The following is a 24,568-nucleotide window of genomic DNA, read 5'->3' as shown; positions in this document are numbered from 1 at the left end:
CACGAGACGTGCGAGACGAACGCTCACCGTCACTTGCTCGCGAACTGTCTCGCCCACGCGTCGGTCCACTCACTGAGGTTCCCCTTCAGTTCCTCGTAGGAGAAGGTGACGGCTTCCTCGGGTTCGCGGGCGTACTTTGCGAACTCTTCTGGCAACTCGGCCGTCGTCGTCGCCGGGAACTGTACGTTGCGGACGGCGATTTCGGCCTGCACTTCCGGACGGAGGAGGAAGTCCATGAACCGGTTCGCCGTCTCCACGTTCTCGGTGTCGGCGAAGCGGGCCATCCCCTCGGGATTCGCGTACCCCTGTCCGTTCAGGAAGCGAATCTGGTGTTTGCGCAGGTCTGCGCCGTCGGCGTTGGCGTACACCTGGTCTGTCGAGTAGGAGACGACCATCGGTGCCTCACCGTTCGAGTAGGCGGTGTAGGAGTCCTCCCACGTTCCCAGGACGCGCACGCCGTTGTCTTTCAGCCTCTGCCAGTAGTCGAGATAGCCGTCTTCACCTTTCGCCTTGATGGTGTGGAGGAGAAACGCCTTTCCCGTCGCACTCGACGTCGGATTCTGCGTGATGAGATCGCCCTCGAACTCGGGGTCCAAGAGGCCGTCGAACGTCTCGGGTGCAGTGGACTGGGTCTCGTCGTAGACGAGCGAGATGTAGCCCGTGTCGTACGGAACCGCTCGGTTCTGCGGGTCGAACTCCAGTGACTCCTTCACGTCGCCGCGATTCGAGAGCGCACCCGACTCGACGGGGGCGAACAGCGGGTCGTTCAGTTTCTCGTCGAGTCGGATGAGCATGTTCGTGTCGAGGCCGACGTAGAGGTCCGCGCCCGGGTCGACGCCTTGCAACTGACGCTCGATGAAGTAGTTGAGTTCGTTCTCGGGCGTCTGCCACTCGATTGTCGTGTCGAACTCCGACTCGAACTGTTCTTTCAGCCACGGCCCGGGACTCGAACTCGGCGCGTCGACGAAGGCGCTGTAGGTGGCGACTCTGAGCGTCTCGCTCGACGACTCCGTCGTTCCCGTCGTCGTTCCGGTGGAACCGTCGCCGCCCGTCGTCGACGATTCACTCGTCTCACTCCCTGCTCCGCCGTCCGCCTGCTGTGTCGTACACCCTGCAACGAGTGCAGTCGCGCCGACACCTGCGGAGCGGAGGAAGACTCGTCGTTTCATTACTCGGTAATTGAACTGGGTCATACTTAGGCGACGTGGTTGTTATTCAAGCCACATCGGTCGAAATCGGGACAACCGTTTTGTCCGTCTCACACACAGGTCGAGTATGAACGTCTCTCGACAGTACGTCCTCGGCGGACTGTTCGTCTTCGTCACGCTCCTCGCAGCGGCGCTTCTCGCCGACGTACTCTCGACAGTCTTCTTTTCCGTTACTCTCGCGTATCTGTTGATTCCCGTCCGACAGCAACTCTCCCATCGCGGATTGTCACCTCGAACGGCAAGCCTCCTGACGACACTCGCCGCCTTCTTCGGGACGCTCGCGCTCGCTGCACCGTTCTTCGTCGTTCTCGTCTTACGGTTGGAAGGTATCCTCCTCGTCTTGGAGTCGCTTCCCGACGAAGTCGTCGTCGAACTGGTCGGATTCACGTACACCGTCACCATCGAGGAGGTGTCGACGTTCTTCGTCGGACTCGGTCGGACCTTCGCGAGGGTGGCAGCGACGGCCGCTCCCGTCTTGCTCGTCAAGTTCACGTTGTTCGGTCTGCTCGTCTTCTCGCTCCTCCACCACCAGAGCGACGCCCGAACGGCGATGCTCGCGCTCGTCCCGCCCACCTACCGCGACGTCGCCGAAGCGCTCAACCGACGGACGCGCGAGACGCTGTTCGCCATCTACGTGCTGCAGGCGGCGACGGCACTCGGCACGTTCGTCATCGCACTGCCCGTCTTCTTCGCGCTTGGATACGAGTTTCCGCTCACGCTCGCTGCCATCTCTGCGGTCCTACAGTTCATCCCCATCGTCGGCCCGAGTGTCCTACTCGCCGTCCTCGCGGGGTGGCACGTCATCGCCGAGCAAGTCACACAGGCCCTTCTCGTCTTCTTCGTGGGTGGACTCTTCATCGCCTGGTTGCCGGACATTCTCATCCGTCCTCGACTCGCCAAGGAGACGGCGAACCTTCCGGGGAGTCTCTACTTCGTCGGGTTCGTCGGCGGCCTCTTGAGTCTCGGCCCAATCGGATTCATCGCGGGTCCGCTCGTCGTCGCGCTCGTCATCGAACTGGCGAACCTCCTCGCCGCCGAGTTACGCGACGACGTCGTCGGGATGGATACGCTCGAGTCGCCCGAATCGCCTAACTCGCCTAACTCGCCTAACTCGCCTAACTCGCCCGAGTAGCCCGAATCCGTCGACTGAATCTCTCGCGTCGGCCGACGGACCCGACTCTCGACACCCGATTTCTCCTCACTCCTCGCTCTCGTTTGTTTCGCCCGTCTCGCCCGTCTCGCCTGTCTTGACGGGTCCACCGCGTTCGTCCCACTCGGTCAGGCTCCCCTCGTAGAACGCGACGTTCTCGTACCCCAGATGTCGGAGCACGACGTAGGTGTGGCTGATGCGTCGGGCAGTGTTACAGTAAAGGACGACTTCTTTCTCGGGCGTGATTCCTCGTTCGGCGAGCAGTTCCTCCAGTTTCTCGTCCGACTTCAGACCTCGACTCCCGTCGTCGACCAGTCCCATCCAGTCCAACTGGACGGCACCCGGGACGTGGCTCTCCTCGTACTCCCACGCCTCACGGGTGTCGACGATGACCGTCTCTGCGTCTTCCCCTCCTGTTTCGACGCGCTCGACGGCGTCGAGGACGTAGTCGTAGCCGACGAGTGGTGACGACTCGGGGTCGCGTACCTCGTAGTCGCTCTCGGGGTAGTCGACGGCGTCGCGTTCGACTTCGTGTTCTCGGCTCCACGCGCTGAAGTCGCCGTTCAGGAGGTGTAGGTCGCGGTGGCCGTAGAGTTCTGCGGTGACGAGGAAGCGTGCGGCGAAGACGCCGTGAGTGTCGTCGTAGGCGACGAGTGTGTCGTCGGCGTCGATTCCGGCTTCGTCCATGAGGTCCGTCCAGACGTCCGTCCCGGGGAGCATCCCCTCGTCGCCGACGTCGCTTCTGAAGGAGTCGAACGGGATGCTCACCGCACCCGGTACGTGACCGATACCGTCGAACTCCCACGCGTCGCGCACGTCGACGACACGAACGTCGTCCAGATTGTCGGCCAGCCAGTCGGCCGACACGACGAGATTCTCGTACATGCGAGGGCGTTGACCCCGGACCGTCTTATCGTTCCGGGCTTCGACACCAGCGGCCAGCGAACCTAGATAGCGGCAATTTAGTCCGAAAGCTCGGCCGGTAGTCGACACTCATTACACAGCAGTTATGGACGAACGGTGCGTCTGCGTCTCTCGCTTCCGTCTCCAGCTGTCCGCGGCAACAATCTCCGCAAGTCGGTAGGAGAGGCGAACTATGCCCTGGCTAGTGGTATTATACGACTTTGTGGAGTATATGGGGGTGCAATGTCTGATTACGCAAAAGACGTTCTCGTCTCCGCGGACTGGGTGGAGGACCACCTCGACGAATTCCAGAGCGACGACTCTAGCTATCGACTGGTCGAAGTCGACGTCGACACCGAAGCCTACGACGAGGGCCACGCCCCCGGGGCCATCGCCTTCAACTGGGAGACCCAGCTGCAGGACCAGACGACTCGTGACATCCTGACGCAGGAGGATTTCGAGGAACTGCTCGGTTCTCACGGCATCAGCGACGACGACACCGTCGTCCTCTACGGCGACAACTCCAACTGGTTCGCCGCCTACACCTACTGGCAGTTCAAGTACTACGGCCACGAGGACGTCCGCCTGATGAACGGTGGTCGCGACTACTGGCTCGACAACGACTATCCGCTCACGGAGGAGGCACCGGAGTTCTCGGAAACCGAGTACACCGCCCGCGGTCCGTTCGAGTCCATCCGCGCCTACCGCGACGACGTCGAGAAGGCCATCGACAAAGGCCTGCCGCTGGTCGACGTTCGCTCGCCCGAGGAGTACTCCGGCGAGATTCTCGCACCGCCGGGTCTGCAGGAGACGGCGCAGCGCGGCGGTCACGTCCCCGGCGCGCGCAACATCTCGTGGGCCGCGACGGTCACCGACGACGGCACGTTCAAGTCGGCCGACGAACTGCGTGAGATGTACGAGGCCGAAGGCGTCAACGACGACCAGGACGTCATCGCCTACTGCCGTATCGGCGAGCGCTCCTCGATTGCGTGGTTCGCACTCCACGAACTGCTCGGCTACGACAACGTCACCAACTACGACGGGTCGTGGACGGAGTGGGGCAACCTCGTCGGGGCGCCCATCGAGAAAGGCAACTAAGCCGAACTCGCTGAATTCGCTGAACTCACTGAACCCGGCGAATTCGCCGACTGAGTCGATTCGGTCGACTCTCACCGGTTCTCACCGATTCTTTCCTTCTTTCACCTACCCGCCGAGGACGAACGCCGCGATTCGCGGCGTCAGGAACGCCTCGATGAATGCGGCGACGACGAAGACGAGTGCCAGTCCGACGAGCACTTCGAACGCTCGGCCGAGTTCGTCGCCCACGTCGGCCGCGTCGAGTCGGCCACGGAACCAGTCGAGTCCGACACGTCCGAGGTGGAAGCCGAGTCCCCCCGAGACGGCGAGCGCCGGGAGTTCGATGACGCCGTGCGGTGCGACCAGCGCGACGAAGCCGACGCGGTCGAAGAGACCGGCTAGCGCGCCGATGAACACGCCGTTGAACAACAACTCGGACACTTGCGGGACACCGAAGGCGAGTCCACCGTAACTTCCGCCCGTCGCGACCAGCCAGTTGTTGGCCGCGATGTTGACGAAGGGGCCGATAGCGACGGTACCGAACACACCAGCGACGTCTTCAGGTGGTTGAATCGACACACCGTACGGAGCGGTGAGCATCCACCCGGCCGCGATACCGCCGGTGAGGACGACGGCGGCGGCGACGATTGAGAGGGGATGACCGACGACGAACTGCCGGAGCGCTCGCCATCCTCGACCGAAGCCACCGGTGAGTCGCCGGCGACGTGACCGTTCGTCGTGCTGTCCGGAAGGTTCGGGGAGTTCGACCCCGGCGTAGAGCGCCGTTTGGAACCCCCCGAGCGCGGGAGCGACGAGGAGCGGGGTCAGTACGCCGACGAGTCGACCGGCCCCCGCGAAGTTAGCCAGCGCAGCGGCCGTACCGACGGCGAGCGAGACGCCGATAGAGATGGCGAAGAAGAGGACGAACGTGACTGGATTTCGGCGGATGAACCCGAGACTGCCGCGGACGCTTCCGCCGACTCCGACGTCGTCGACGACGACTGCAGGGCCGACGAACGAGAGCGCGAGCGAGACGACGAGGAGGCCGACGAGAGCGAGGAGACCGACCGAGACGCCCACGACGACGCCGAGCGGACCACTCACCGCGAGGCCCGCGGCGACGCCACCGGCGACGACGCCGACGGCGACGAGCAAGACGAGGAGACGGAGGAGTGCTAGGCCGACGAACGCCCGCCAGTGGCGAACGATACCTCGAACCCCGTCGGTCAAGGGGTCGCGGCCGTCGAGTGCCGCGTAGACTGCCGAGAACGTTCCAGCGGAGGCAACCGCCTGCGTGAAGATCCAGACGACGAGCATCGCGAGGAGTGCGACGCCGAGAATCCCGACGACCGTCGGTGTCACCAGTCCAGTGACGGCTTCGTCGAGTCCGGATGGGAGCGTCGTCGGGTCCGAGGTGTCGAGTTGGTTGGGTTGGAGTCCGTCGAGTGTGCGGACGAACGGTTCGAGACGACCCTGCACGTGGAGCAGCGAGATGGCGGCGGCGAGTCCCGCGACGAGCGGAACACGCGCGACGACGAGGCTGCCGGTTGCGAGCAGGTAGAACGGGAGGACGGTCCAGGCGTACTGGACGGGCAGTCGAACTCCCGAGCGGAGGGCTGATGCGAGTGTCACAGTCGTGGCCTCTCGTGCCAGACTCCTAACTGTTCTCGTCGCCGTGTCTCGGTCTCGGTGTCCACGCGCGGACGCTTGCCGATGCTTACAAATCGTCGGCGAGAGTACGGCGGCGTATGGACGGACACACCTTCGTCGGTCAGCTTCGTGACGACCACGAGACCGCACTCTCGCGTCTCGGCTCCTCGAAATCACTGTACGCGCTCACGGGCGGCGAGATGAACGCTCCGAACGTCCGCGCCGCCGCCCACGACGAGGCGTCGACGGCCGCTCGTCTCTTCGCGGACTGGGCCGACAGCGAGGACGACCCGGACGCCGCACCCGTCTTCCAGCAGGTCGCCGACGACGAGGAGGCACACGTCGACGCCATCGGCTCCGAAGAAGGCAACCCAGACACGTCGCAGGCGATGTACGAGACGCTCGAAGGGTTCTCGGACTTCCCGGCGCGACTCGGCGCACTCGCCGGACGGACGCTCGTCACGAAGAAGACGGCCGAGCAGATGGTCGGCTTCTTCGTCGGCGACGCCGACCCCTCGTCGGCCAACACGTTCCGCGGCATCCGTGACGACTACGACGACCACCTCGACGCCGTCGCCGATGCGCTCGACAAAGCCTGTAAGACGGACGAACAGTGGGACGAGGCGAAGGCCGCTGCCGACGCCGTCGTCGAAGCCGCCTACGACGACTACGTCGAGACGCTCGAATCGATGGGCGTGAAGCCGAAGAACGTCTGCTGAAACGACCTTTTTCTTCGTCGGGTGTGCTCGCTGCGCTCGCACACCACTCCTCGAAAAAGCTCTCTTCGCGGTTTCACCGCGAAGGCTTGGAAGACGCGAAGCGTCTTCCCGTGGGCCAAAAAGGCCGCTCGCTCGGCCTTCGGCCTCGCTCGCGGTACAACAGGATTACCGCCGTACCGCACAGCTGAAAGCCTGCCTACCGCCGCGACGACGCTCCCTACTGCCTGTCCCCTGACTGATTGGCGGACGCTACCACATGTTCAGTGTGCGGGGCGTGCAACTCCGGATTCAGTATTTCCCTGTGCCGTCCCAAGTGCAAGCGATGTCAGAGGAATCCGACGTGCTCTTCGAGTCGTTCGACTTCGACGATGTGTCGCTGGACAACCGCGTCGGCCTCGCGCCGATGACGCGAACGAGTGCGACCGACGACGGACGCGCCACAGAACAGATGGCGCGCTACTACGCCAAGTTCGCCCGCGGTGGCTTCTCCTTTCTCGTCTCTGAGGGCGTCTACACCGACCACGAGTACAGTCAGGGCTATCTGAACCAACCCGGACTCGTCACCGAGGACCACGTCGAGTCGTGGCAGCAGGTGACCGACGCCGTCCACGAGGCGGGCGCACCTATCTTCGCCCAACTGATGCACGCGGGAGCCATCTCGCAGGGGAACCCGCACGCCGACGAGACGGTCGGTCCCTCCGCCGTCCAACCGGTCGGCGAGAAGTCCGGACTCTACGGCGGTGAGGGTGAGTTCGAGACGCCGCGGGAACTGCTGACGAAGGAACTCGTCGGCATCCGGCAGTCGTTCGTCGCGGCCGCACGCAACGCAGAGGAGGCCGGATTCGACGGCGTGGAACTCCACGCCGCCAACGGCTATCTCTTGAACGAGTTCCTCGCGGCCGACGCCAATCAGCGCGACGACGAGTACGGCGGCGACGTCGAGAACCGCGTGCGCTTCCCGGCCGAGGTACTGGAAGCCGTCGACGCGGAACTTCCCGACGGTTTCGTCGTCGGCGTCCGCGTCTCGCAGGAGAAGGTCAACGACGACGAGTACCGCTGGCCCGGCGAGGAGGACGACGCCGAGGTCATCTTCTCGGCGCTCTCGGAGGCCGGTGCGGACTACATCCACGTGACGGGGACGGACGCTACGACGCCCGCCTTCGGCGACACGGGACCGACGCTCGCGGACCTCGCCGTCGAGCACAGCGGCGACGGGACGGCCGTCGTCGACAACGGTGGACTCGGTGACCCCGACGCCGCCCGGCAGGCCATCGAGGCCGGGTCGGACCTCGTGACGCTCGGGACGAGCGCACTCTCGAACCCCGACTGGCCGAAGCAGGTCGCCGCGGGCGAGGACCCTGACCCGTTCGACTTCGAAGAGATTCTCCTGCCGAAAGCGACCATCGGCGACCACGAGGTGCCGGACGCCGACGTCGCGTCGCTCGACGACTGACGACGGTCGATTACGTATCCGGCGAGAGACGGTATCGAACCGTCCGCTCACCCTCGAACATCGGCCCGCTTCCACGTTTTTCGAACCCCACCGCTTCCACTGCAGTTCGCATCGAGTCGTCGCTCGCGGTGACGACTATCTCTACCTCCATCCCTTCGTTCTCGGCGAACCGAACCGGTTCCTCGAGGAGTCGCTCGCAGGCCTCCGGCGACCCGCCGAACTGGGTGACGTGGACGACGTCGTCGCGGGCATCGAAACTTACGAACCCCGCTAACTCGCTGTCTCTGCCGTTCTCGGCTTCTTCGCCCTCGGGGGGTCGCTCGGCGACGCTGACCGCTCGGTCGTGGATACTGTCGCGAACGACGTCCGCCGGGAGGTTTGCGAGCGTGGCGAGCCCGTCGGCGTCACTCTCGACGGCGTCTCGGACGTGCAAGCTACTCATGTCCCATATCCACGGGAAACAGGCGTAAAACTCCACGGGAACCGAGGGTCTCCCGACGACCGTGTCACTATCTGTCCAATCGGCAACCGTTGAGTAAGTGGACACAGTTATGCGGCTCCCCACGCTACGCTGTCGCATGTTTACGCACCAGTCCGCAGTGTCGACCGTCTTGGAGGGAGTCGCATGCGCGTAGTCGCGAAGTTCGGCGGGACGTCTCTCGGAAGCGGGAACCGAATCAACCGCGCGGCCGACTCTATCGCTGCTGCCGTCGAACACGGCCACGAGATCGCCGTCGTCGCGAGCGCGATGGGCAGTACGACCGACGACCTGCTCGACGACATCAAGTTCGACGCCTCGGATTCCGACCGCGCCGAAATCGTCAGTATGGGCGAACGGACGAGCGTCCGGATGCTCAAGGCCGCCCTCTCTGCTCGGGGCGTCAACGCACTCTTTCTCGAACCCGGTAGTGAACAGTGGCCGGTCATCACCAACGACCTCGGCGAAGTCGACGTTGAGGAGACGTCGAAGCGCGCCGCCAAGTTGGCCGAAGAACTCGACGGGGTCGTCCCCGTCATCACTGGCTTCCTCGCCCAGAATCTCGAAGGCGAAGTGACGACGCTCGGCCGCGGTGGCTCAGACACGAGTGCCGTGATGCTCGGCAAGTACATGGACGCCGACGAAGTCGTCATCGTCACCGACGTCGAAGGCGTCATGACCGGCGACCCACACGTCGTCGAAGGCGCGCGAAACGTCGGGCGTATCACCGTCGACGAACTCCGAAACCTCTCGTTCCGCGGCGCGGAAGTGGTCGCACCCTCTGCGCTCTCGTACAAGGACGACACCCTCGACGTCCGCGTCGTCCACTACCAGCACGGTGACCTCCTGACCGGCGGTACTCGCATCGAGGGGAAGTTCACGAACCTCATCGACATGCAGGAGAACAAACTCGCCTGCCTCACCGTCGCCGGGCGAGCGATTCGGAACCGACCGGGTATCCTCGCGGACCTCTCGCAGGCACTCCGCGGGTCGGAGATAAACGTCGAAGCCGTCGCGAGCGGGATGGACTCTATCACCTTCTACGTCGACATCGACCTCGCCGAAGAGGCCGAGAACGTCCTCCACGGCGAAGTCGTCAAAGACGACCTGCTCTCCTCGGTCACCGTCGACGACGAAATCGCCGTCGTCCGTGTGACGGGTGGCGAACTCCCGAACCGACCAGGCGTACTCCAGAACATCGTCACGCCGCTGGCCGAGGCCGGAATCAACCTCCACGACGTCATCACGAGCGCCACCTCAGTCGCCATCTTCGTCGCGTGGGACGACCGCGAAGAGACGCTCAAAATCGTCCAAGACAAGTTCTGAGCTAGCTCTTCTTTTCGCTGCCTCACTTCCCGTCTAACAACCGCGTCCCGATTCGTTCTGGCAACCCGGCCTCCCGAACCGCGTCGACGACGGACCGAATCGAGTAGTCGACGCGGCGTTCTTCGACTTCCATCGCATCGAGGTCGAGAACCGCGTAGGCGGCGCGCTCGTCGCCATCACGTGGTTGGCCGACGCTACCGGGGTTCAGTACGATTCCTTCGTCGTACACTTCGTGATGTTGGACGTGGGTGTGGCCCATGACCAGGACGTCCTCCTCACCCAGTAAGTCGGGGGCGAACTCGTGTGGGCGGGTGTAGTGGTCCGGGTCGTCGGGGTGGCCGTGCACGACTTTGACTCGGCCGTCGGCGACGGTTCGTTCCGTCGGTAACGTCCCGAGCCACTCGATGCTCTCGGCGTCGAGTTGCTCGCGGGTGTAGTCGACGCCGGCGCGAGCCATGCTGTTGAAGCCGAACGCCGACCCCGTCGAGGCGGCCCGGTCGTGGTTTCCCTGCACCGTCGGTATCGCTCGCTCGCGGACTTCGGCGACGCACTCTGCGGGCCACGGGTTGTAGCCGACGACGTCGCCGGCACAGACGAGTCCGTCGACTCGTGGCATATCCTCGAAGACGGCGTCGAGTGCGACGCGGTTCGCGTGGATGTCGGAGAGTACGCCTAGTCGCATAGCTACCTGTGCGTGAGCGAACGTGTTAGAACTCGTGGCCGGGTGCGACGCTACTCGCCGTTCTCGATGGCCGTCTCGACACCCGAGTCGGTCACGCGGACGCCGGCGGCGCAGACGGCGTGCTCGAACTCTTGGTCGTAGGCCTCAGTTGCCGCTGTACTCGCCGTCTCGGCGTCGAACTGGAACGACCGCGGGGTGTCCTCTTCGTAGGTCGCGACGAGTGTCGGTTCGTCGACTTCCTTCACGAGTAGAGCGTCCTTACGGACGATGCCGATGTAGGCTTCGTCGGCACCGACGACGCCGGCGATGCGCGGCGTGTCGTAGTCGTCTTTCTCGTAGTCGAGTGCCAACAGCGTCTCGGCGAGAGCGTCGCGAGCGGGGTAGCCGAGACCGAGTTTCTCCGTGATGGGGTCGACCTGTGACCCGTTGCCGACGACAGCCTTTCCGTCGACTTCACGGACGCAGTTGTAGGAGATGTACGGGTTGTCCGTCTCCGGTGCGTCCGGCGTCGGCGCGACCGTGAGCGTGCCGTCTCGGTCGACGACCTGCCGGTTCGGGAACGAGCGCGACGAGACGCGATACGCGCCGACTTCGGGACCGATGACGATGAAACGTCCGATATACATACATGACTCTGCACAACTAGACCCAAAAAACGTGGCGGTTTATGCACAGTCGGCCAGTCTGACAGGAATCCGCACAGTCCAACAATCACGCAATACTTAAGAAGGATGCAGCAGTAGATGTGGGTGCGAACGAAGTTCCATGGGGTAGTGGCCAATCCTGTTGCCTTCTGGGGGCAACGACCCAGGTTCGAATCCTGGTGGAACTATTCTCTCACATTCGTCTTCTCCAGCGACGTCGTTCGCCGACGAGGCGGTAACACCGTCGACCACTCCAAATATACACTGGTGCTATCACTCGTTCCGTGGCTTTTAGTGAGCTATGTCGACGCAGTCTGTCGGTCTCCAGTCGAAACAAAGGGGTTAGACGAAACCGAAACTTACTTCTCTACGTCGAGGAGCGCGATCCGCTCTAAGACGAGATCTTCGACGCTCCCGGCCGTCGCTGTGAGTTCTGTCTCTTGTATCTCGAAGTAGTCACGAACCAGTTCGTCGTCGTAGTCGCCGAGCGTCTCCGCAGGGTCGAGTAACTCACGGAGTGCTGTCTCGGCGTCGGCCTCGTCGCTCTCGTCGTCGCCATCGACTAGGGCCACCACTGGTGTCCGTCCCTCGTCGACACCGAGCGTCAGCGCCCGGTCGATTTGGCGACGTCCCGCGACGTAGCAGAGAATCTCGACGGCTCTGTCGCGAGCGACGTTCTCGCCCCGTTCGATGGCTCTGTCGGCCAACTCGACGGCCCGTTCGAGGTGGCGTCGGGAGACGACGTACCGGGCGTCGAACACCTGTACCGTCACACCTGCTTCGTCGGCGATGTCGCCGATACGGGCGACGAACGCGCCGACGTCGTCGACTTCGACCACTCCTTCGACGAGTCTCATCCGAAATCACCCAGACTGGCCTGTCCGTCGTCGTCTTCGCTCGCCCCCGCGGCGACGCGAGTCGAGGTGTCTTCTTCGATTTCGTCCATCGAGGGGTCGCGCCGCCCGACGGCTTCGAGTATGTTCTCGGCCGTCTTCTGACGGCCGCGGAGGGCGGCGAGCACGACCGACTTGTCCGCGTCGCGGAGGTCCGCGCGGGAGACGATACCGGCTTCGTAGAGTCTCCGGGCGCGCTTCCGACCGACGCCGCGGACACCGGCGAGGTTGAGTAGTTCCTCGCGAACGCCGTACTCGACGCGCTTTTTCGCCTCGCGGACGGCGACGTTGTTGCCCAAATCGAGGTCGCCCGCGAGTTGTTCGGCCGCGCCGAGCAACCACTGGGCGGTGTCGACCTTCCCGCGGATGTCGCCGGGGCCGACGCCGTAGCGGTCGGTGATGCGGTCCTCGTCCGTCTCGCTGGCCCAGTCTTCGAGGAGTCTCGCCGTCTTCAACGCCGCGAGCCAGTCCTCGAAGGCGACGTCCTCGTACTCCGACGGTGTCCGCCCGAGGAACTCCGCCTCGCGCTCGTAGCAGAGTTCGGTGTACGTCTCTCGGTCGCCGGATTTGAGGTAGAGTTCGTACATGTCCGGCGTGCGTGAGACGAGGTGGTAGAGGCCGAGCGGCGTCGGATAGGTCGTCTCGAAGTCGTCGGCGTCGAGATTCTCGTCGTCTCCGTCCTCCACGTCGTCGTCTTCACCGTCCCGTTCGGCCTGCAATTCACTCGCCGTCGTGAACCCGGCAGTCTCGTCCGGTTCGTTCTTCGATTTCGACGGCCTCGACGATTTCGACGACTTCGACGCCGACCCGCCTCCTTCGATGACTCGGAGTTTCTCGACGCGTTTGTCGGCCGCGTAGCGCAGGCCGTCGATTATCTCGGCGGCGCTCATCGGGTCCAGATAGAGCCGCGAGACGGTGTGGCCGATGTTGGTCGCGCGGATGGTTCCCTCCTCTCTCTCGATGAACTCGTTCGCTTCCAGATACGCGAGGACGGTGTCGGTCACCGTTTCGAGTCGACCCGACTCCGTCGTCTGCGTCGCGTAGAGCGTCTGGTCGAGGAAGTCCAAGAGCCCCTGTCGCGTGTTGGCGAACCCGGAGGCGACGGTGGCGAGCAGATGCGTTCGGAGGGCGGGTTCGGCGGCGAGTTTCGAGCGCACGTCTTCGGCCTCGGCCCACACGTAGCGCTCGAACAGTTCGTCCATCGTCTCCGAATCTTTCGCGAGCAAGACGGCTTCGCCGTAGGGGTCGAGTCCCGGCCGACCCGCACGGCCACACATCTGGTGGACTTCGAGCACGTCGAGCGGTTTCATGCCGCCGAACTCGCCGTCGTAGCGCCGCCAGTCGCGGACGATGACGCGCCGACTCGGTGTGTTGACTCCGGCGGCCAGCGTCGGCGTCGCGCAGACGACTTTGATGAGTCGGTCGCGGAACGCCTCCTCGACGAGTGCGCGGTGTTCGCTGGCGAGACCGGCGTGGTGGAACGCCGCGCCCTTGGCGACGGCGTCGGCCAAGTCGTCGCTCGTGTCGGTGTCGGAGACGTCTCGGAGTTCCTTCGCCAACTCGCGGAGGTCGTCTCGCTCCTGTCCGGTGAGTCGCGCCTTCGTCACGTCGGCTAGTCGTCGCGCCTCGGATTCGGCGTTTCGACGGGAGTTGACGAAGACGAGCGAGGAGCCACCCTCTTTCAGCGTGTCGTCGACGAGTGCGGCCGTCTTCTTTTGGCCGCGTTCGACCGGCACCTCGCGTTGGCTCCCGTCGTCGAAATTTATCGCACTTCCGTAGTGGACGCCCATCTTCAGGTCGATTGGTCGCCAGTCGGACTGGACGAGCGTGGCGTCGAGCCAGTCGGCCACTTCGTCGGCGTTGCCGACGGTTGCGGAGAGGGCGACGGTCTGGAGTCCGGGGTTGATCTTGCGCAACTTCGCGAGCGTCACTTCGAGTGTCGGCCCGCGGTGTCTGTCGTCGACGAGGTGGACTTCGTCGGCGACGACACAAGAGAGGTCGTCGACCCACGGCGCGCCGTTGCGGACGAGCGAGTCGACCTTCTCCGACGTCGCGACGATGATGTCACGCGAACCGAGCCACTCACCCGACGACTGATAGTTGCCGGTGGAGACGCCGACGGTGACGCCGTACTCGGCCCACCGCTCGAACTCGGCTTTCTTCTCGCTGGCGAGCGCACGGAGGGGGACGATGTAGAGCGCCTTCCCGCCGCGCTGGACTGCAGAGAGCATGGCGAGTTCGGCGATGAGCGTCTTCCCACTCGCCGTCGGAATACTGGCGACGACGCTCTCGCCGTCTAAGATACCGGCGTCGACGGCGTCGCCCTGCGGGGGGTAGAGCTCCTCGATTCCCTCCGACTGGAGGTGCTCGGGGACCCCCGGCGGGAGGCCGTGTAGGTCCGCTGTGTTCATTGCACCGAGGTTGGACCGTGCTTCGGTTTAAACTGTCGGACGGGGAGTCACCAGCCCATCTTCGTCTCCGTCTCTTCTTTCGACTCGTACGGATACCGGAGCGTCACTTCCCATTCGCTCCCGTCGAGTGTCTCGACAGTGTGCTCTTCGACGTGGATTCTCCCGCTGGGTCGAGGGCGTCTCCGGCCGCCGTCCTGCACCGGCCGTGTCCGTTTCGTCGGTCGCATTCCCACGTAGCGGCCGGTGACGTCCTCACGGAGCACTGCGAGGTACGGGGCGGCGTCGTCGGTTGTGAGGTCCCGTTCTGTCTCGGCCGTCGACGACATCCCTGTGCGTCGGTCGACGAGGTTGCCAGCGTTCCCCGTCAGCACGGCGTTGACGATGGCACCGAGAAGCAGGACGATGCCACTGAAGTAGAGCCACGTGACGACGAGAATGAGCGTTCCGAGGAGTGCGGCGTCGGACCCGCCTTTGACGATGGTGTACACCTGAAAGACCCCTTGGAGAATCGCCCACCCGACCGCCGCGACGACGACGCCCGGCAGCACCTCGTGCGGTTCGAGGTCGACGTCGGGAAAGACGTAGAACAAGGGGAAGAACGCGACGCAGAGTCCCACGAAGAGAGATACGGGACTGAGGAGACCGACGTACGGAACCCACTCGAAGTACGAGAAGGCGGCAGTCGCGAACACCATCCCGACGACACCGACGAGCAGCGCGAACAGCACGACGAGACCGTCTCGAAGTTGGTCGGTGAACGAGTTCTGTACGTCGGACTCGAAGATTTCAGAGAACGCCGTGTCGAGATTGCGGAATATCTTGAGCGACCCCCACAACGACACGACGAGACCGATGACCGAGGCGCTCGTCGTACTGCTGTCGCCGTCGACCACTCGTTCGACGAGTCTGCTGACGCTCGGCGTCAGATACTGGTTCGCGAGCGTGAGGACTTGACTCTCCAGGTCACTGTTCAGAACGTTCACCGCGAGGAGGAGCACGACGAGTAACGGGGCGAGTGAGACGAACGCGTTGTACGCGATACTGCCGGCCATGAACGTGACGTTCTTCTCGCTGAACTCCGCCCCGATTGCTCTCACTGCGGCGACGACCCGAGACCCGGTTAGCATGTGTAACACTGTTCGCTTCGCCCCACAATCAACGCGGTGGCCCTTTTAGACCTCTTTGGCCCGATCGAATCCCGAAATCGTCGCCACGAGCGAACCGTTCGTCATCGCTTTGTAACCCACGACCGAACGGAGTGACATGAAAATCGAGTACGACCGCGAGACCTGTATCGGCATCTTCCAGTGCGTCGACGAGTGGGACGCCTTCGAGAAGAACCTCGACGCGGGGAAAGCCGATTTGGTAGACGCCGAAGAAGTCGACGAACAGGTGTTCGTCCGTGAAGTCCCCGAAGATGCGGAGTTCGATGCGGAGTTCGCCGCCCGCGTCTGTCCCGTCGACGCCATCACCCTCTACGACGACGACGGCGAACAGCTCGTCCCCTGATAATGACTGCTGTAACTGTGTACCGATCCGACCGCACGACGGCATGCGGTCGGATCGGTACCGACTTACAGCAGTCATTATGAGTCGCCTCCGCTCGCCGCGTCAGCCGCCTGTCGGACACAGCGGGTTCGAGACGAACAGTTTGTTTCTTCGCCGACACAACCGTTATATATCTTGATTGAGATACACCTTTCGAGGGCGAGAGCATGAGTCAACAGACACGCAACCGAATCGCGGAGTGGGCGGACCTCGTCGGCGCGGAGGTCCCCGAGGGCCTCGACGACGGCGCCGTCCTCACCCGCGACCGACGGCTGAACCGACCCAACTGACCCCCTATCCCGCCGCCGCGCTGACACCCCGGGGCGACGGCACGATGACACGACGGTGTCGTCGACCAGTTCGACTCCGTCCCCTCTCTTTACTTTCACTGCGGTTCACCAACGCTTATTCACGACGACGACGAACGAGGCCCAATGGCCGCTACGGACGACGTCGCGTACGTCGAGCATCCTCTCCTCGCCCCGACGTTCATCGAGCGACGACTGTACCAGATTCGCTTGGCCGGGGCCGCCCGCGACGACCACACGCTCGTCTGTCTCCCGACTGGTCTCGGTAAGACCACCGTGAGTCTCCTCTTGACCGCCGAACGCCTCCACGAAGTCGGCGGCAAGTCGCTCTTTCTCGCGCCGACGAAACCCCTCGTCCAGCAGCACGCCGACTTCTACCGCGAAGCCCTCCAACTTCCCGACGAGGACATCGTCGTCTTCACCGGCGAGGTTCGCCCCGACGACCGCGCCGAACTCTGGGAGAGCGCGAAGATCGTCATCGCCACGCCCCAAGTCGTCGAGAACGACCTCGTCGGCAACCGCATCAGCCTGCGGGACGTCACGCATCTCACCTTCGACGAGTGCCACCGCGGCACCGGCGACTACGCGTACGTCTACATCGCCGAACGCTACCACGCCGACGCCGCCGACCCGCTCGTCACCGGGATGAGTGCCTCGCCCGGCGGCGACGAGGAGTCCATCCTCGAAGTGTGTGAGAACCTCGGACTCACCGAAGTCGCGGTGATGACCGAGGACGACGCCGACGTGGGCGAACACACCTACGACACCGAGGTCCGGTGGGAGAAGATTCAGCTTCCCGAGGAGATTCTGGCGATTCGCGACGCGCTCAACGAGGTCATCGTCGACCGCCTGGAGCAGTTGAAGGAACTCGGCGTCAGCGGCACGACGAGTCCGGACCTCTCACAGAAGAAACTCAACGCGATGCGCGGGCAGTTGCGAAAAATGATGGACAACGACCAGTCGAAAGGCTACAAGGGAATGTCCGTCCACGCCGAGGTGATGAAACTTCGGCGTGCCGTCGAACTGGTCGAGACGCAGAGCGTCGAATCCGTCCGGAGATACTTCGAACGCCAGCGCAACGCCGCCCGCTCGTCGGGTGCCTCGAAGGCCAGTCAGCGACTCGTCTCCGAACCGAAGGTCAGAGAGGCGATGCGGAAAGCCGAGTCGTTCGATGCGCTCCACCCGAAGTTCTCGAAGACGCGCATCCTGCTCGCCGAGACGCTCGGCATCAACGACGGCGAACGCGTCATCGTCTTCACCGAATCCCGTGACACCGCCGAAGCCCTCACCGACTTCCTCTCGCAGTCGTTCTCGACGCGGCGGTTCGTCGGGCAGGGGAACAAAGAGGGTTCCGACGGGATGAGTCAGAAGGAGCAACAGGAGACGCTCGACGCCTTCCGCAACGGCGAGTTCGAGGTGCTCGTTTCGACGTCTGTCGCCGAGGAGGGACTGGACGTTCCCGAAGTCGACCTCGTGCTGTTCTACGAACCGGTCCCCACCGCGATTCGCTCTATCCAGCGAAAGGGTCGAACCGGCCGCCAGACAGAGGGGAAGGTCATCGTGCTGATGGCCGAGGACACCCGCGACGAGGTGTACTTCTGGATCTCTCGCCGCCGCGAGTCGAAGATGGAGAACGAACTCCAGAAGCTGAAGACGGCCGCCGACGAGCTAGAGCAGCAACTCGACAAGAGCCAGCGGTCGCTCGGCGAGTTCAGTAGCGAAAACGGCGAGAGTCGCGAGAACCGTCTCGGACCCGGACTAGCAGACTTCGACGAGAGTGAGGTCGACGAAGACCACGCAGACGACGCTGAACAGACGACGGCGCAGGCGACGACGGCCGACTCGACCGAGCCAGCCGACTCGGGAGCCACGAGAGAAGACGAAGATGCCGAGGCAGACGAAAACGTCGAAACAGACGAGGCGGAAGACGAGAGCGTCGTCGCCACCGCCGAGAGCGACCCCGAAGCGGAGGTGGTCGAAATCGTCGTCGACCAGCGAGAACTCGACTCGAACATCGCCCGCACCCTCTCACAGCGCGACGGCGTCCACACGCGCCTCGAAACCCTCGCCGTCGGTGACTACATCCTCTCGGACCGCGTCGCCGTCGAACGCAAGTCCGTCTCTGACTTCCTCGACACGCTGACCGGCGGCGACCGCTCGATGTTCGAGCAGGTCCGAGACATGTCGCGACACTACTCGCGGCCCGTGGTCATCGTCGAAGGTGAGAACCTCTACGGCGAGCGCAACGTCCACCCGAACGCCATCCGCGGTGCACTCGCCTCCTTGGCTGTGGACTACGGGGCGAGTGTCCTCAGAACCGAAGACGAGGGCGACACGGCCGACTTGCTCGAAGTCATCGCCTCGCGCGAACAGACGAAGCGTAAGCGCACCGTGAGCGCTCACGGCGAGAAGAGCGCGAAGACGCTCTCGGAGCAACAGGAGTACGTCGTCGAGTCCATCGCCGACATCGGTCCGGTGACGGCACAGGCGCTCCTCGACCACTTCGGGAGCGTCGAAGCCGTGATGATTGCGCCGAAAGACGACCTGCTGGAAGTGTCGGGCGTCGGCGAGGTCACGGCCGAGCGGATTCGCGAGATTATCGGCAGCGACTACTGACCCAGTGCCGGAGTCGGGGAACGCCTGTCACCGGCACTACCTCCACCTGTGGGGCTTTCACCAACTGCGAGCGAGCGATAAGGAGTCGGATCAGCGGCGAAGCGCGGCGAGCGTCTCGGCGGCCTCGTGGGCGGCAGCGAGCAGTTCGCGGGCGCGCCGAGGGTCGTCGGTTCGCTCGGCCTCCTCGGCGTAGCGTGTCACCGTCCGGCGGAGGGCGGCGCGGGCGGTGTCGAGGTTCGCGTCGTCGCCGGTCGAACTCGTCTTCGTCTCTGCCGCCCCTCTCGTCTCCGGCGACGTCGCCGCCGTCTTCGATTCGTCGGCCGCTTCGCTCGTCGGCACCGGCGGTTGCGTCGGTTCGACAGCGGGGCCTGCTGTCTCGCCGTCACGGGCCTGCGGGGTCTCTTGTGCTTGTTGCGCCTGTTGCGCTTGCTGTGCTTGTTTCGTCTGCTGCGCTTGCTGTGTCTCGGACGCTACCGTCGCCTCACGCTCCGACGAGTCGGTCTGCGTCTGTGCCGCCTGCTGTCCGCTCGGGTTCCGAAGTCGAATCTGCCCGCCGGACACTTCTGCATCTTGGCACGACGGACAGAACTCCTGTCCGTCGAAGCGGAAGACGGGGTCACCGCAGGTGTTGCAGTGACTGTTCGTCATCGTCGCACCCTTCAACAGGAGTTCGCTCATTCGTTTCGTACTCTGTCGTTTCTCGTCGTCCTTCGCGAACTTCTCGCGGAGTTTCTCTCGTTCGGCCTCTTTGTCGAACTCGCTCATGGCTCTACTCTCGTTCCTCGCATCGAAAAAGACAACGGGACGCCGTCGTCTTCGACGATTGTCGTATGTCAACAACGTCGGAACCGTGGGTTTCCGCCCGTTCCGAAGCGTTTAATCGGAATCCGCGGGCAGGTTTACGTGGTATGACGAAAGTTAGCGTGGTCGGCGCCGCAGGGACGGTCGGTGCCGCCGCAGGATACAATCTCGCACTCCGTGACGTGGTCGACGAACTCGTCTTCGTGGACATCCCGGACATGGAGGACAAGACGATCGGACAGGCGGCCGATACGAACCACGGCATCGCCTACGACTCGAACACGACGGTTCGACAGGGCGACTACTCGGCCACCGAGGGGTCGGACGTCGTCGTCGTCACGGCCGGCATTCCGCGGAAGGAAGGCCAGACGCGTATCGACCTCGCGGGCGACAACGCGCCCATCATGGCCGACATCGGGTCGTCCATCGCCGAGTACAACGACGACTTCGTCTCCGTGACGACGTCGAACCCGGTCGACCTGCTCAACCGCCACCTCTACGAGGCGGGCGACCGCGACCGACACAAGGTCGTCGGCTTCGGTGGCCGACTCGACTCCGCGCGCTTCCGCTACGTCCTCTCGGAGCGCTTCGACGTCCCCGTCAAGAACGTCGAGGCGACGATTCTCGGCGAACACGGCGACGCACAGGTGCCCGTGTTCTCGAAGGTCCGCGTCGACGGCAAGGACCCCGAGTTCAGCGAGAGTGAGAGAGAGGAGATTCTCGGCGACCTGCAGGAGTCGGCGATGGACGTCATCAGCCGAAAAGGTGCGACGCAGTGGGGCCCGGCGACGGGCGTCGCCCACATGGTCGAAGCCATCCTGCGCGACACCGGCGAGGTGCTGCCCGGGTCGCTCGTCCTCGACGGCGAGTACGGCTACGAGGACACTGCTTTCGGCGTCCCCGTCAAACTCGGCTCGAACGGTATCGAGGAAGTCGTCGAGTGGGACCTCGACGACTACGAGCAGAATCTGATGGACGAGGCCGCCGAGAAACTGAGCGACCAGTACGACAAGATTTCGTAAGCGGCGTCGCCGCAGAAACCCGTCTTCTTCACCATTTTGGCAGTCCGCTCAACTCCTTCAGTTACTTCTGTCACTGCTATCACCTCCGTTACTCCCGTCAGCCCGAAACGAGGGTGACCTGGCGAATTCTACCAGACCCGACGCTTTTTGCTCGCTGCCAGCATCTGTAGCCGCATGTCCCTCCAGCAATCAGACAGTCATTCCATCGAGACACGTCGTGTCGCCATCTTCCTGGTCGTCGCCTACGGCGTCGCGTGGGCGACGGCGGCGGCGCTCTTTCTGACCGGTGGACTCACCGACAGTCCCGAACTCCTCCCCGGTCTCGGTATCACGCTCGCGACGGTACTTCTCCCGACGGCGTACATGTTCGCTCCCGCTCTCGGCAACGTCGCTGCCCGACTCCTCACTGGCGAAGGGCGAAAGGACCTCCAGATTCGCCCGCACCTCAGGGGCTCACTCCGTGTCTACGCCGTGGCGTGGTTCGCTCCGGTCTTGTTGACGCTCGTCGGTGCAGGCGTCTACTTCGCCGTCTTCTCGGCCTCGTTCGACCCGGAACTCACGACGTACACCGAGGCGCTTCGGCAGGCCGCAGGCGGCGACATCGGTATCGACCCGTGGACGCTCGTCGCCATCCAACTCGTCGCAGCGGTCACCATCGCACCACTCATCAACATGCTGTTCGCCTTCGGCGAGGAGTTCGGGTGGCGCGCCTACCTGCTCCCGAAACTGCTCCCACTCGGAACGCGACAGGCGACGCTCCTTGTTGGACTCGTCTGGGGGGCGTGGCACTGGCCGCTCATCGCGATGGGCTACAACTACGGCTTCGAGTATCCCGGTGTGCCGTGGACCGGTTTCCTCGCGATGTGTTGGTTCACCCTCACGACAGGTGTCTTCCTCGCGTGGGTGACGCTCCGAAGCGAGAGCGTCTGGCCCGCCGCCATCGGCCACGGCGCCATCAACGCCGTCGCCGGTCTCAGCGTGCTGTTCGTCGCCGGGCAGCCGAACCCACTGGTCGGCCCGACGCCGCTCGGACTGGTCGGTGGTCTCGGATGGACCGTCGCGGCGGCGTGGTTACTGTGGCGCAGCGAGGTGTTCACCGGGACGCCGCCGGTAGACGACGCCTCGTCGAGTGACACCGCCGACGCTACCACAGCAGAAGCGCGGTGAACCCGACGAGCGCGACGACGACTACCGCGACGACAGCGAGATTTCCCGAAGACGCCGCCATGAAGAGCAGTGGGAGGCCGAGAAAGCCTACCACGAGACCGACCACGCCGTAAGCGTACCCTCTCAGTTCCGACCGAATTGCCTTTCTCGTCTCTTCACGGGCGATTTCGCGGACTTCGTCGGCGGAGAGCTCTGTGGAGGGCATCAGCTTCGACGACGGAACCGCCCGTCAAAAATGTCACTGTCGAGCAGGGTCGCCCCACGCCGTCACTCTCTGTTAGTGCCAAAGAGACTCGTCGCCCCCAAACCGGCGACGAGGAGTAGGAGTACGCCGACGACGACGAGGATAGCGGTCAAGATACCGCCCGCCTCTATCGACTGCCCGAGAATAACGAAGCCGAACAATCCAGCGATGATGCTCCCGAAGAGGCTCCGCGTCCGTCGTATCTCCTCGCGGACGACGTCGCGTGCCTCCGTTCGTATCAGCTCTCTGAGTTCGTCGTGTGAGAGTTCGACCGGGTCGTCGTCGGCCCCCGCTGACTCGTCATCGGCCATCGCACGGTAGTCGTTCGGTGTCTAAGAAGAAAGTTCGGAATCGCGATACGTATGTCGGAGAGTCGACGCTCTCCTGTCGAGTTCTGAGAGCAGAGACGAATCAGTTACACCAGTTACTCACCTTACAGCCGCGACTGGAGGGCGTTCGCCGTCTTCTCACCGACACCGTCGACGTCCAACAAGTCGTCGATGGAGGCGTTTCTAATCCCTTCGACGCTCCCGAACCGCCGCAGGAGTCGCTTCCGCGTCTCGGGGCCGATACCGGGAACGTCGTCGAGCACCGTCTTCACGTCGTCGCGGAGGGTCTGGTGGTACTGGACGGCGAAGCGGTGGGCCTCGTCACGGACGCGCTGGAGCACGTGGAGATGCGCCGCGTCCTTCGGCCAGTCGTAAACCTGCGTGTCGGTGATGACCAACTCTCGGTCCTTCGCGAGGGCGACGACGGGAACGTCCCACCCGACTTCCTGCAGTGCGTCCTGTGCCGCCCCGAGTTGGCCGTCGCCGCCGTCGATGAGCAGCAGGTCGGGGTCCGGTCTGTCGTCGCGGCCCGAGACGGCCCGCTCGGCCCGCCACTTCACGAGTTCGCGCATGTTGGCGTAGTCGTCGTTGCGGTCGGTGAGTTTCTTTCTTCGATAATCCGCTTTCTCTGCTGACCCCCCCACGAAACAGACGTCGCTGCCGACGACAGACCGCCCCTGCGCGTGACTCACGTCGAACCCTTCGATGCGCTCGATTCGCGGGAGGCCGAGCGCCTCGGAGAGTGCGCCCAACTCGTCGCCCTGTCCGGGGCCGCGCCGGGCGTTCTTGAGCGCGAGTTCGACCAACTTGGCTTCGCGGCCTGCGCCCGGAACGCGGACGGCGACACCCTCCGCGTCCAGCCACGCCAGCAACTCCTCGTCGTCGGGTCGCTCCGAGAGCAAGAGCGCGTCCGGCAACTCGCGTTCGGCGTAGTACTGCGCGACGAACGCGGCGAGCACCTCGGCGACGCCCTCCTCGCTGTCCTCGGGTGCGTCGAGGCGGTGTCGCGACCGGTCGACGAGTTGGCCGCGTTCGCTGTGGAGACGGGCTACGATGGCGCGTTCGCCTTCGAGGGCCGCCCCGAGGACGTCGACGGCGCGCTCTCCGGACTGGGAGGCGACTGCCTCGCCGCCGCCGCCGTGGAACGACTCGACGACGTCGAGCCTATCTCGCAGGTTCGCGGCGCGTTCGAACTCCTGGTCTTGCGACGCCTGCTCCATCTCTCGGCGGAGCGGGTCGGCGAGCACACCCGTCTCGCCCTCGAAGAACCGAACCGCGCTCTCGACGTCCTCCCGATACCTCGCCTCGCTAATCTCACCCGTACAGGGGGCGGTGCAGAGCCCCATCTCGTAGTCGAGACAGGGTCGTTCGCGGTTCGAGTACTTGTGGTCCGAACAGCCCCGAATTCCGTACGTCTCGCGAATCGCCTTGACGACGACGTCGACCCGTCCCTTGTCGGTGAAGGGGCCGAACACCGTCGCGGCCTCGTCGGGGTCGCGCGTGACCTCGATTCGCGGAACCGGATGAGCCGTCAACTGGACCAGCGGGTAGGACTTGTCGTCTTTCAACCGGACGTTGTACCGTGGTTGGTGGCGTTTGATGAGGTTAGCTTCGAGCAGCAGCGCCTGCGTCTCCGTGTCCGTGACGGCGAACTCGAGTCGGTTCGCGCGAGCGACCATCCGTCGAATGCGGTCGCTGCGCGGGTCGGCGTAGGACCGGACTCGACTCCGGAGGTCGACCGCTTTGCCGACGTAGAGCACCGTCTCTCCGTCGTGGAACTGGTAGACGCCGGGGTCCCGTGGGAGGTCGTTCGCGCGCTCGCGGACCTCGGTCACATCCATCTCTCCACGCTTGCATCCGAACGGGCTTGAGACTGACGTCCTCGCTACATCGGTTCCAATTATCAACCTTGAAATTTACTGGGGAAGATTAAGGAACC

Annotated in this window: 23 protein-coding genes and 1 tRNA gene; 11 read left to right on the top strand and 13 right to left on the bottom strand. The window is 64.0% G+C overall.

Translation table 11 applies throughout. The features are described from left to right. Nucleotides 1–29: 29 nt before the first annotated feature. Nucleotides 30–1,169: a thiamine ABC transporter substrate-binding protein gene (locus BM083_RS17650; protein WP_089871170.1), complete on the bottom strand. Its 1,140-nt coding sequence runs from the start codon at nt 1,167–1,169 to the stop codon at nt 30–32. Between the two features lie 106 nt (nt 1,170–1,275). Here BM083_RS17650 and BM083_RS17645 point away from each other — a divergent pair, with 106 nt between their 5' ends. Then, complete coding sequence (locus tag BM083_RS17645; RefSeq protein WP_089871167.1) at nt 1,276–2,340, top strand: AI-2E family transporter; 1,065 nt, start codon at nt 1,276–1,278, stop codon at nt 2,338–2,340. 66 nt (nt 2,341–2,406) lie between these two features. Here the strand turns inward: BM083_RS17645 and BM083_RS17640 are convergent, their stop codons facing one another. After that, nucleotides 2,407–3,243 (bottom strand): sulfurtransferase, encoded by an 837-nt coding sequence (locus tag BM083_RS17640; protein ID WP_089871165.1) that lies wholly within the window; start codon nt 3,241–3,243, stop codon nt 2,407–2,409. Between the two features lie 261 nt (nt 3,244–3,504). Here BM083_RS17640 and BM083_RS17635 point away from each other — a divergent pair, with 261 nt between their 5' ends. Further along, on the top strand, nt 3,505–4,359 hold the full coding sequence (locus BM083_RS17635; RefSeq protein ID WP_049893745.1) for a sulfurtransferase: 855 nt from the start codon (nt 3,505–3,507) through the stop codon (nt 4,357–4,359). Nucleotides 4,360–4,464: 105 nt separating this feature from the next. Here BM083_RS17635 and BM083_RS17630 read toward each other — a convergent pair whose 3' ends face one another. Beyond that, complete coding sequence (locus tag BM083_RS17630) at nt 4,465–5,970, bottom strand: stage II sporulation protein M (protein WP_089871163.1); 1,506 nt, start codon at nt 5,968–5,970, stop codon at nt 4,465–4,467. Nucleotides 5,971–6,086: 116 nt separating this feature from the next. Here BM083_RS17630 and BM083_RS17625 point away from each other — a divergent pair, with 116 nt between their 5' ends. Together BM083_RS17625 and BM083_RS17620 are read left to right on the top strand one after the other, a co-directional pair. Then, nucleotides 6,087–6,707: a ferritin family protein gene (locus BM083_RS17625; RefSeq protein WP_089871161.1), complete on the top strand. Its 621-nt coding sequence runs from the start codon at nt 6,087–6,089 to the stop codon at nt 6,705–6,707. Nucleotides 6,708–7,029: 322 nt separating this feature from the next. Then, nucleotides 7,030–8,160, top strand: a complete 1,131-nt coding sequence (locus tag BM083_RS17620) for an oxidoreductase (RefSeq protein WP_089871159.1) — start codon at nt 7,030–7,032, stop codon at nt 8,158–8,160. A gap of 10 nt (nt 8,161–8,170) precedes the next feature. Here BM083_RS17620 and BM083_RS17615 read toward each other — a convergent pair whose 3' ends face one another. Beyond that, nucleotides 8,171–8,602, bottom strand: coding sequence for a hypothetical protein (locus BM083_RS17615; protein WP_218148983.1), 432 nt, complete (start codon nt 8,600–8,602; stop codon nt 8,171–8,173). Nucleotides 8,603–8,785: 183 nt separating this feature from the next. On the opposite strand from BM083_RS17615, the gene BM083_RS17610 reads away from it, so the two are divergent. Continuing rightward, complete coding sequence (locus tag BM083_RS17610) at nt 8,786–9,964, top strand: aspartate kinase (RefSeq protein WP_089871157.1); 1,179 nt, start codon at nt 8,786–8,788, stop codon at nt 9,962–9,964. Between the two features lie 22 nt (nt 9,965–9,986). On the opposite strand, the gene BM083_RS17605 is transcribed toward BM083_RS17610, so the two are convergent. After that, complete coding sequence (locus BM083_RS17605) at nt 9,987–10,646, bottom strand: metallophosphoesterase family protein (RefSeq protein ID WP_089871155.1); 660 nt, start codon at nt 10,644–10,646, stop codon at nt 9,987–9,989. A gap of 50 nt (nt 10,647–10,696) precedes the next feature. Further along, nucleotides 10,697–11,272 carry an IMP cyclohydrolase gene (locus tag BM083_RS17600; protein WP_089871153.1) on the bottom strand — a complete coding sequence of 192 codons (576 nt, stop codon included), beginning with the start codon at nt 11,270–11,272 and terminating at the stop codon, nt 10,697–10,699. 133 nt (nt 11,273–11,405) lie between these two features. Between BM083_RS17600 and BM083_RS17595 the strand changes: the two genes are divergently transcribed. Then, nucleotides 11,406–11,478, top strand: a tRNA-Gln gene (locus BM083_RS17595). A gap of 171 nt (nt 11,479–11,649) precedes the next feature. Here the strand turns inward: BM083_RS17595 and cgi121 are convergent. From cgi121 to BM083_RS17580, 3 genes are read right to left on the bottom strand one after another with little or no spacing between them, the layout of a single operon-like run. Further along, nucleotides 11,650–12,147: a KEOPS complex subunit Cgi121 gene (cgi121, locus tag BM083_RS17590; protein WP_089871151.1), complete on the bottom strand. Its 498-nt coding sequence runs from the start codon at nt 12,145–12,147 to the stop codon at nt 11,650–11,652. After that, nucleotides 12,144–14,594: an ATP-dependent DNA helicase gene (locus BM083_RS17585; RefSeq protein WP_089871148.1), complete on the bottom strand. Its 2,451-nt coding sequence runs from the start codon at nt 14,592–14,594 to the stop codon at nt 12,144–12,146. Before BM083_RS17585 ends, cgi121 begins: the two co-directional genes overlap by 4 nt. Before the next feature lie 47 nt (nt 14,595–14,641). Beyond that, complete coding sequence (locus BM083_RS17580) at nt 14,642–15,721, bottom strand: YihY/virulence factor BrkB family protein (RefSeq protein ID WP_089871146.1); 1,080 nt, start codon at nt 15,719–15,721, stop codon at nt 14,642–14,644. A 136-nt stretch (nt 15,722–15,857) separates the two neighbouring features. Here BM083_RS17580 and BM083_RS17575 point away from each other — a divergent pair, with 136 nt between their 5' ends. From BM083_RS17575 to BM083_RS17570, 3 genes are all read left to right on the top strand, one after another. After that, the gene (locus tag BM083_RS17575) at nt 15,858–16,103 is read left to right on the top strand and encodes a ferredoxin (protein WP_089871144.1); all 246 of its coding nucleotides are present in this window, start codon (nt 15,858–15,860) and stop codon (nt 16,101–16,103) included. 206 nt (nt 16,104–16,309) lie between these two features. Continuing rightward, nucleotides 16,310–16,432: a hypothetical protein gene (locus BM083_RS24005; RefSeq protein WP_009367203.1), complete on the top strand. Its 123-nt coding sequence runs from the start codon at nt 16,310–16,312 to the stop codon at nt 16,430–16,432. A 144-nt stretch (nt 16,433–16,576) separates the two neighbouring features. Next, a complete protein-coding gene (locus BM083_RS17570; protein ID WP_089871142.1) occupies nt 16,577–19,066 on the top strand; it encodes a DEAD/DEAH box helicase in 2,490 nt (829 codons plus the stop codon). A gap of 90 nt (nt 19,067–19,156) precedes the next feature. Here the strand turns inward: BM083_RS17570 and BM083_RS17565 are convergent, their stop codons facing one another. Then, nucleotides 19,157–19,831 (bottom strand): Sjogren's syndrome/scleroderma autoantigen 1 family protein, encoded by a 675-nt coding sequence (locus BM083_RS17565; RefSeq protein ID WP_089871139.1) that lies wholly within the window; start codon nt 19,829–19,831, stop codon nt 19,157–19,159. A gap of 143 nt (nt 19,832–19,974) precedes the next feature. Between BM083_RS17565 and mdh the strand changes: the two genes are divergently transcribed. Together mdh and BM083_RS17555 are read left to right on the top strand one after the other, a co-directional pair. Beyond that, nucleotides 19,975–20,889, top strand: a complete 915-nt coding sequence (gene mdh / locus BM083_RS17560; protein ID WP_089871137.1) for a malate dehydrogenase — start codon at nt 19,975–19,977, stop codon at nt 20,887–20,889. A 174-nt stretch (nt 20,890–21,063) separates the two neighbouring features. Then, nucleotides 21,064–22,056 (top strand): CPBP family intramembrane glutamic endopeptidase, encoded by a 993-nt coding sequence (locus tag BM083_RS17555; protein ID WP_089871135.1) that lies wholly within the window; start codon nt 21,064–21,066, stop codon nt 22,054–22,056. Here BM083_RS17555 and BM083_RS17550 read toward each other — a convergent pair. The 3 genes from BM083_RS17550 to BM083_RS17540 all read right to left on the bottom strand — a co-directional run bounded on the left by BM083_RS17550 (nt 22,034) and on the right by BM083_RS17540 (nt 24,470). Then, nucleotides 22,034–22,261, bottom strand: a complete 228-nt coding sequence (locus BM083_RS17550; protein ID WP_089871133.1) for a hypothetical protein — start codon at nt 22,259–22,261, stop codon at nt 22,034–22,036. The genes BM083_RS17555 and BM083_RS17550 overlap by 23 nt on opposite strands. A gap of 62 nt (nt 22,262–22,323) precedes the next feature. Beyond that, nucleotides 22,324–22,611, bottom strand: coding sequence for a hypothetical protein (locus tag BM083_RS17545; protein WP_089871130.1), 288 nt, complete (start codon nt 22,609–22,611; stop codon nt 22,324–22,326). A 122-nt stretch (nt 22,612–22,733) separates the two neighbouring features. Continuing rightward, a complete protein-coding gene (locus tag BM083_RS17540; RefSeq protein WP_089871128.1) occupies nt 22,734–24,470 on the bottom strand; it encodes an excinuclease ABC subunit C in 1,737 nt (578 codons plus the stop codon). Nucleotides 24,471–24,568 lie beyond the last annotated feature (98 nt).

The sequence above is a fragment of the Halogranum rubrum genome (assembly GCF_900114455.1).
Classification (GTDB): domain Archaea; phylum Halobacteriota; class Halobacteria; order Halobacteriales; family Haloferacaceae; genus Halogranum; species Halogranum rubrum.
The sequence above is the reverse complement of the archived record's forward strand: the minus strand, read 5'-3'. Positions and strand labels throughout refer to the sequence as shown.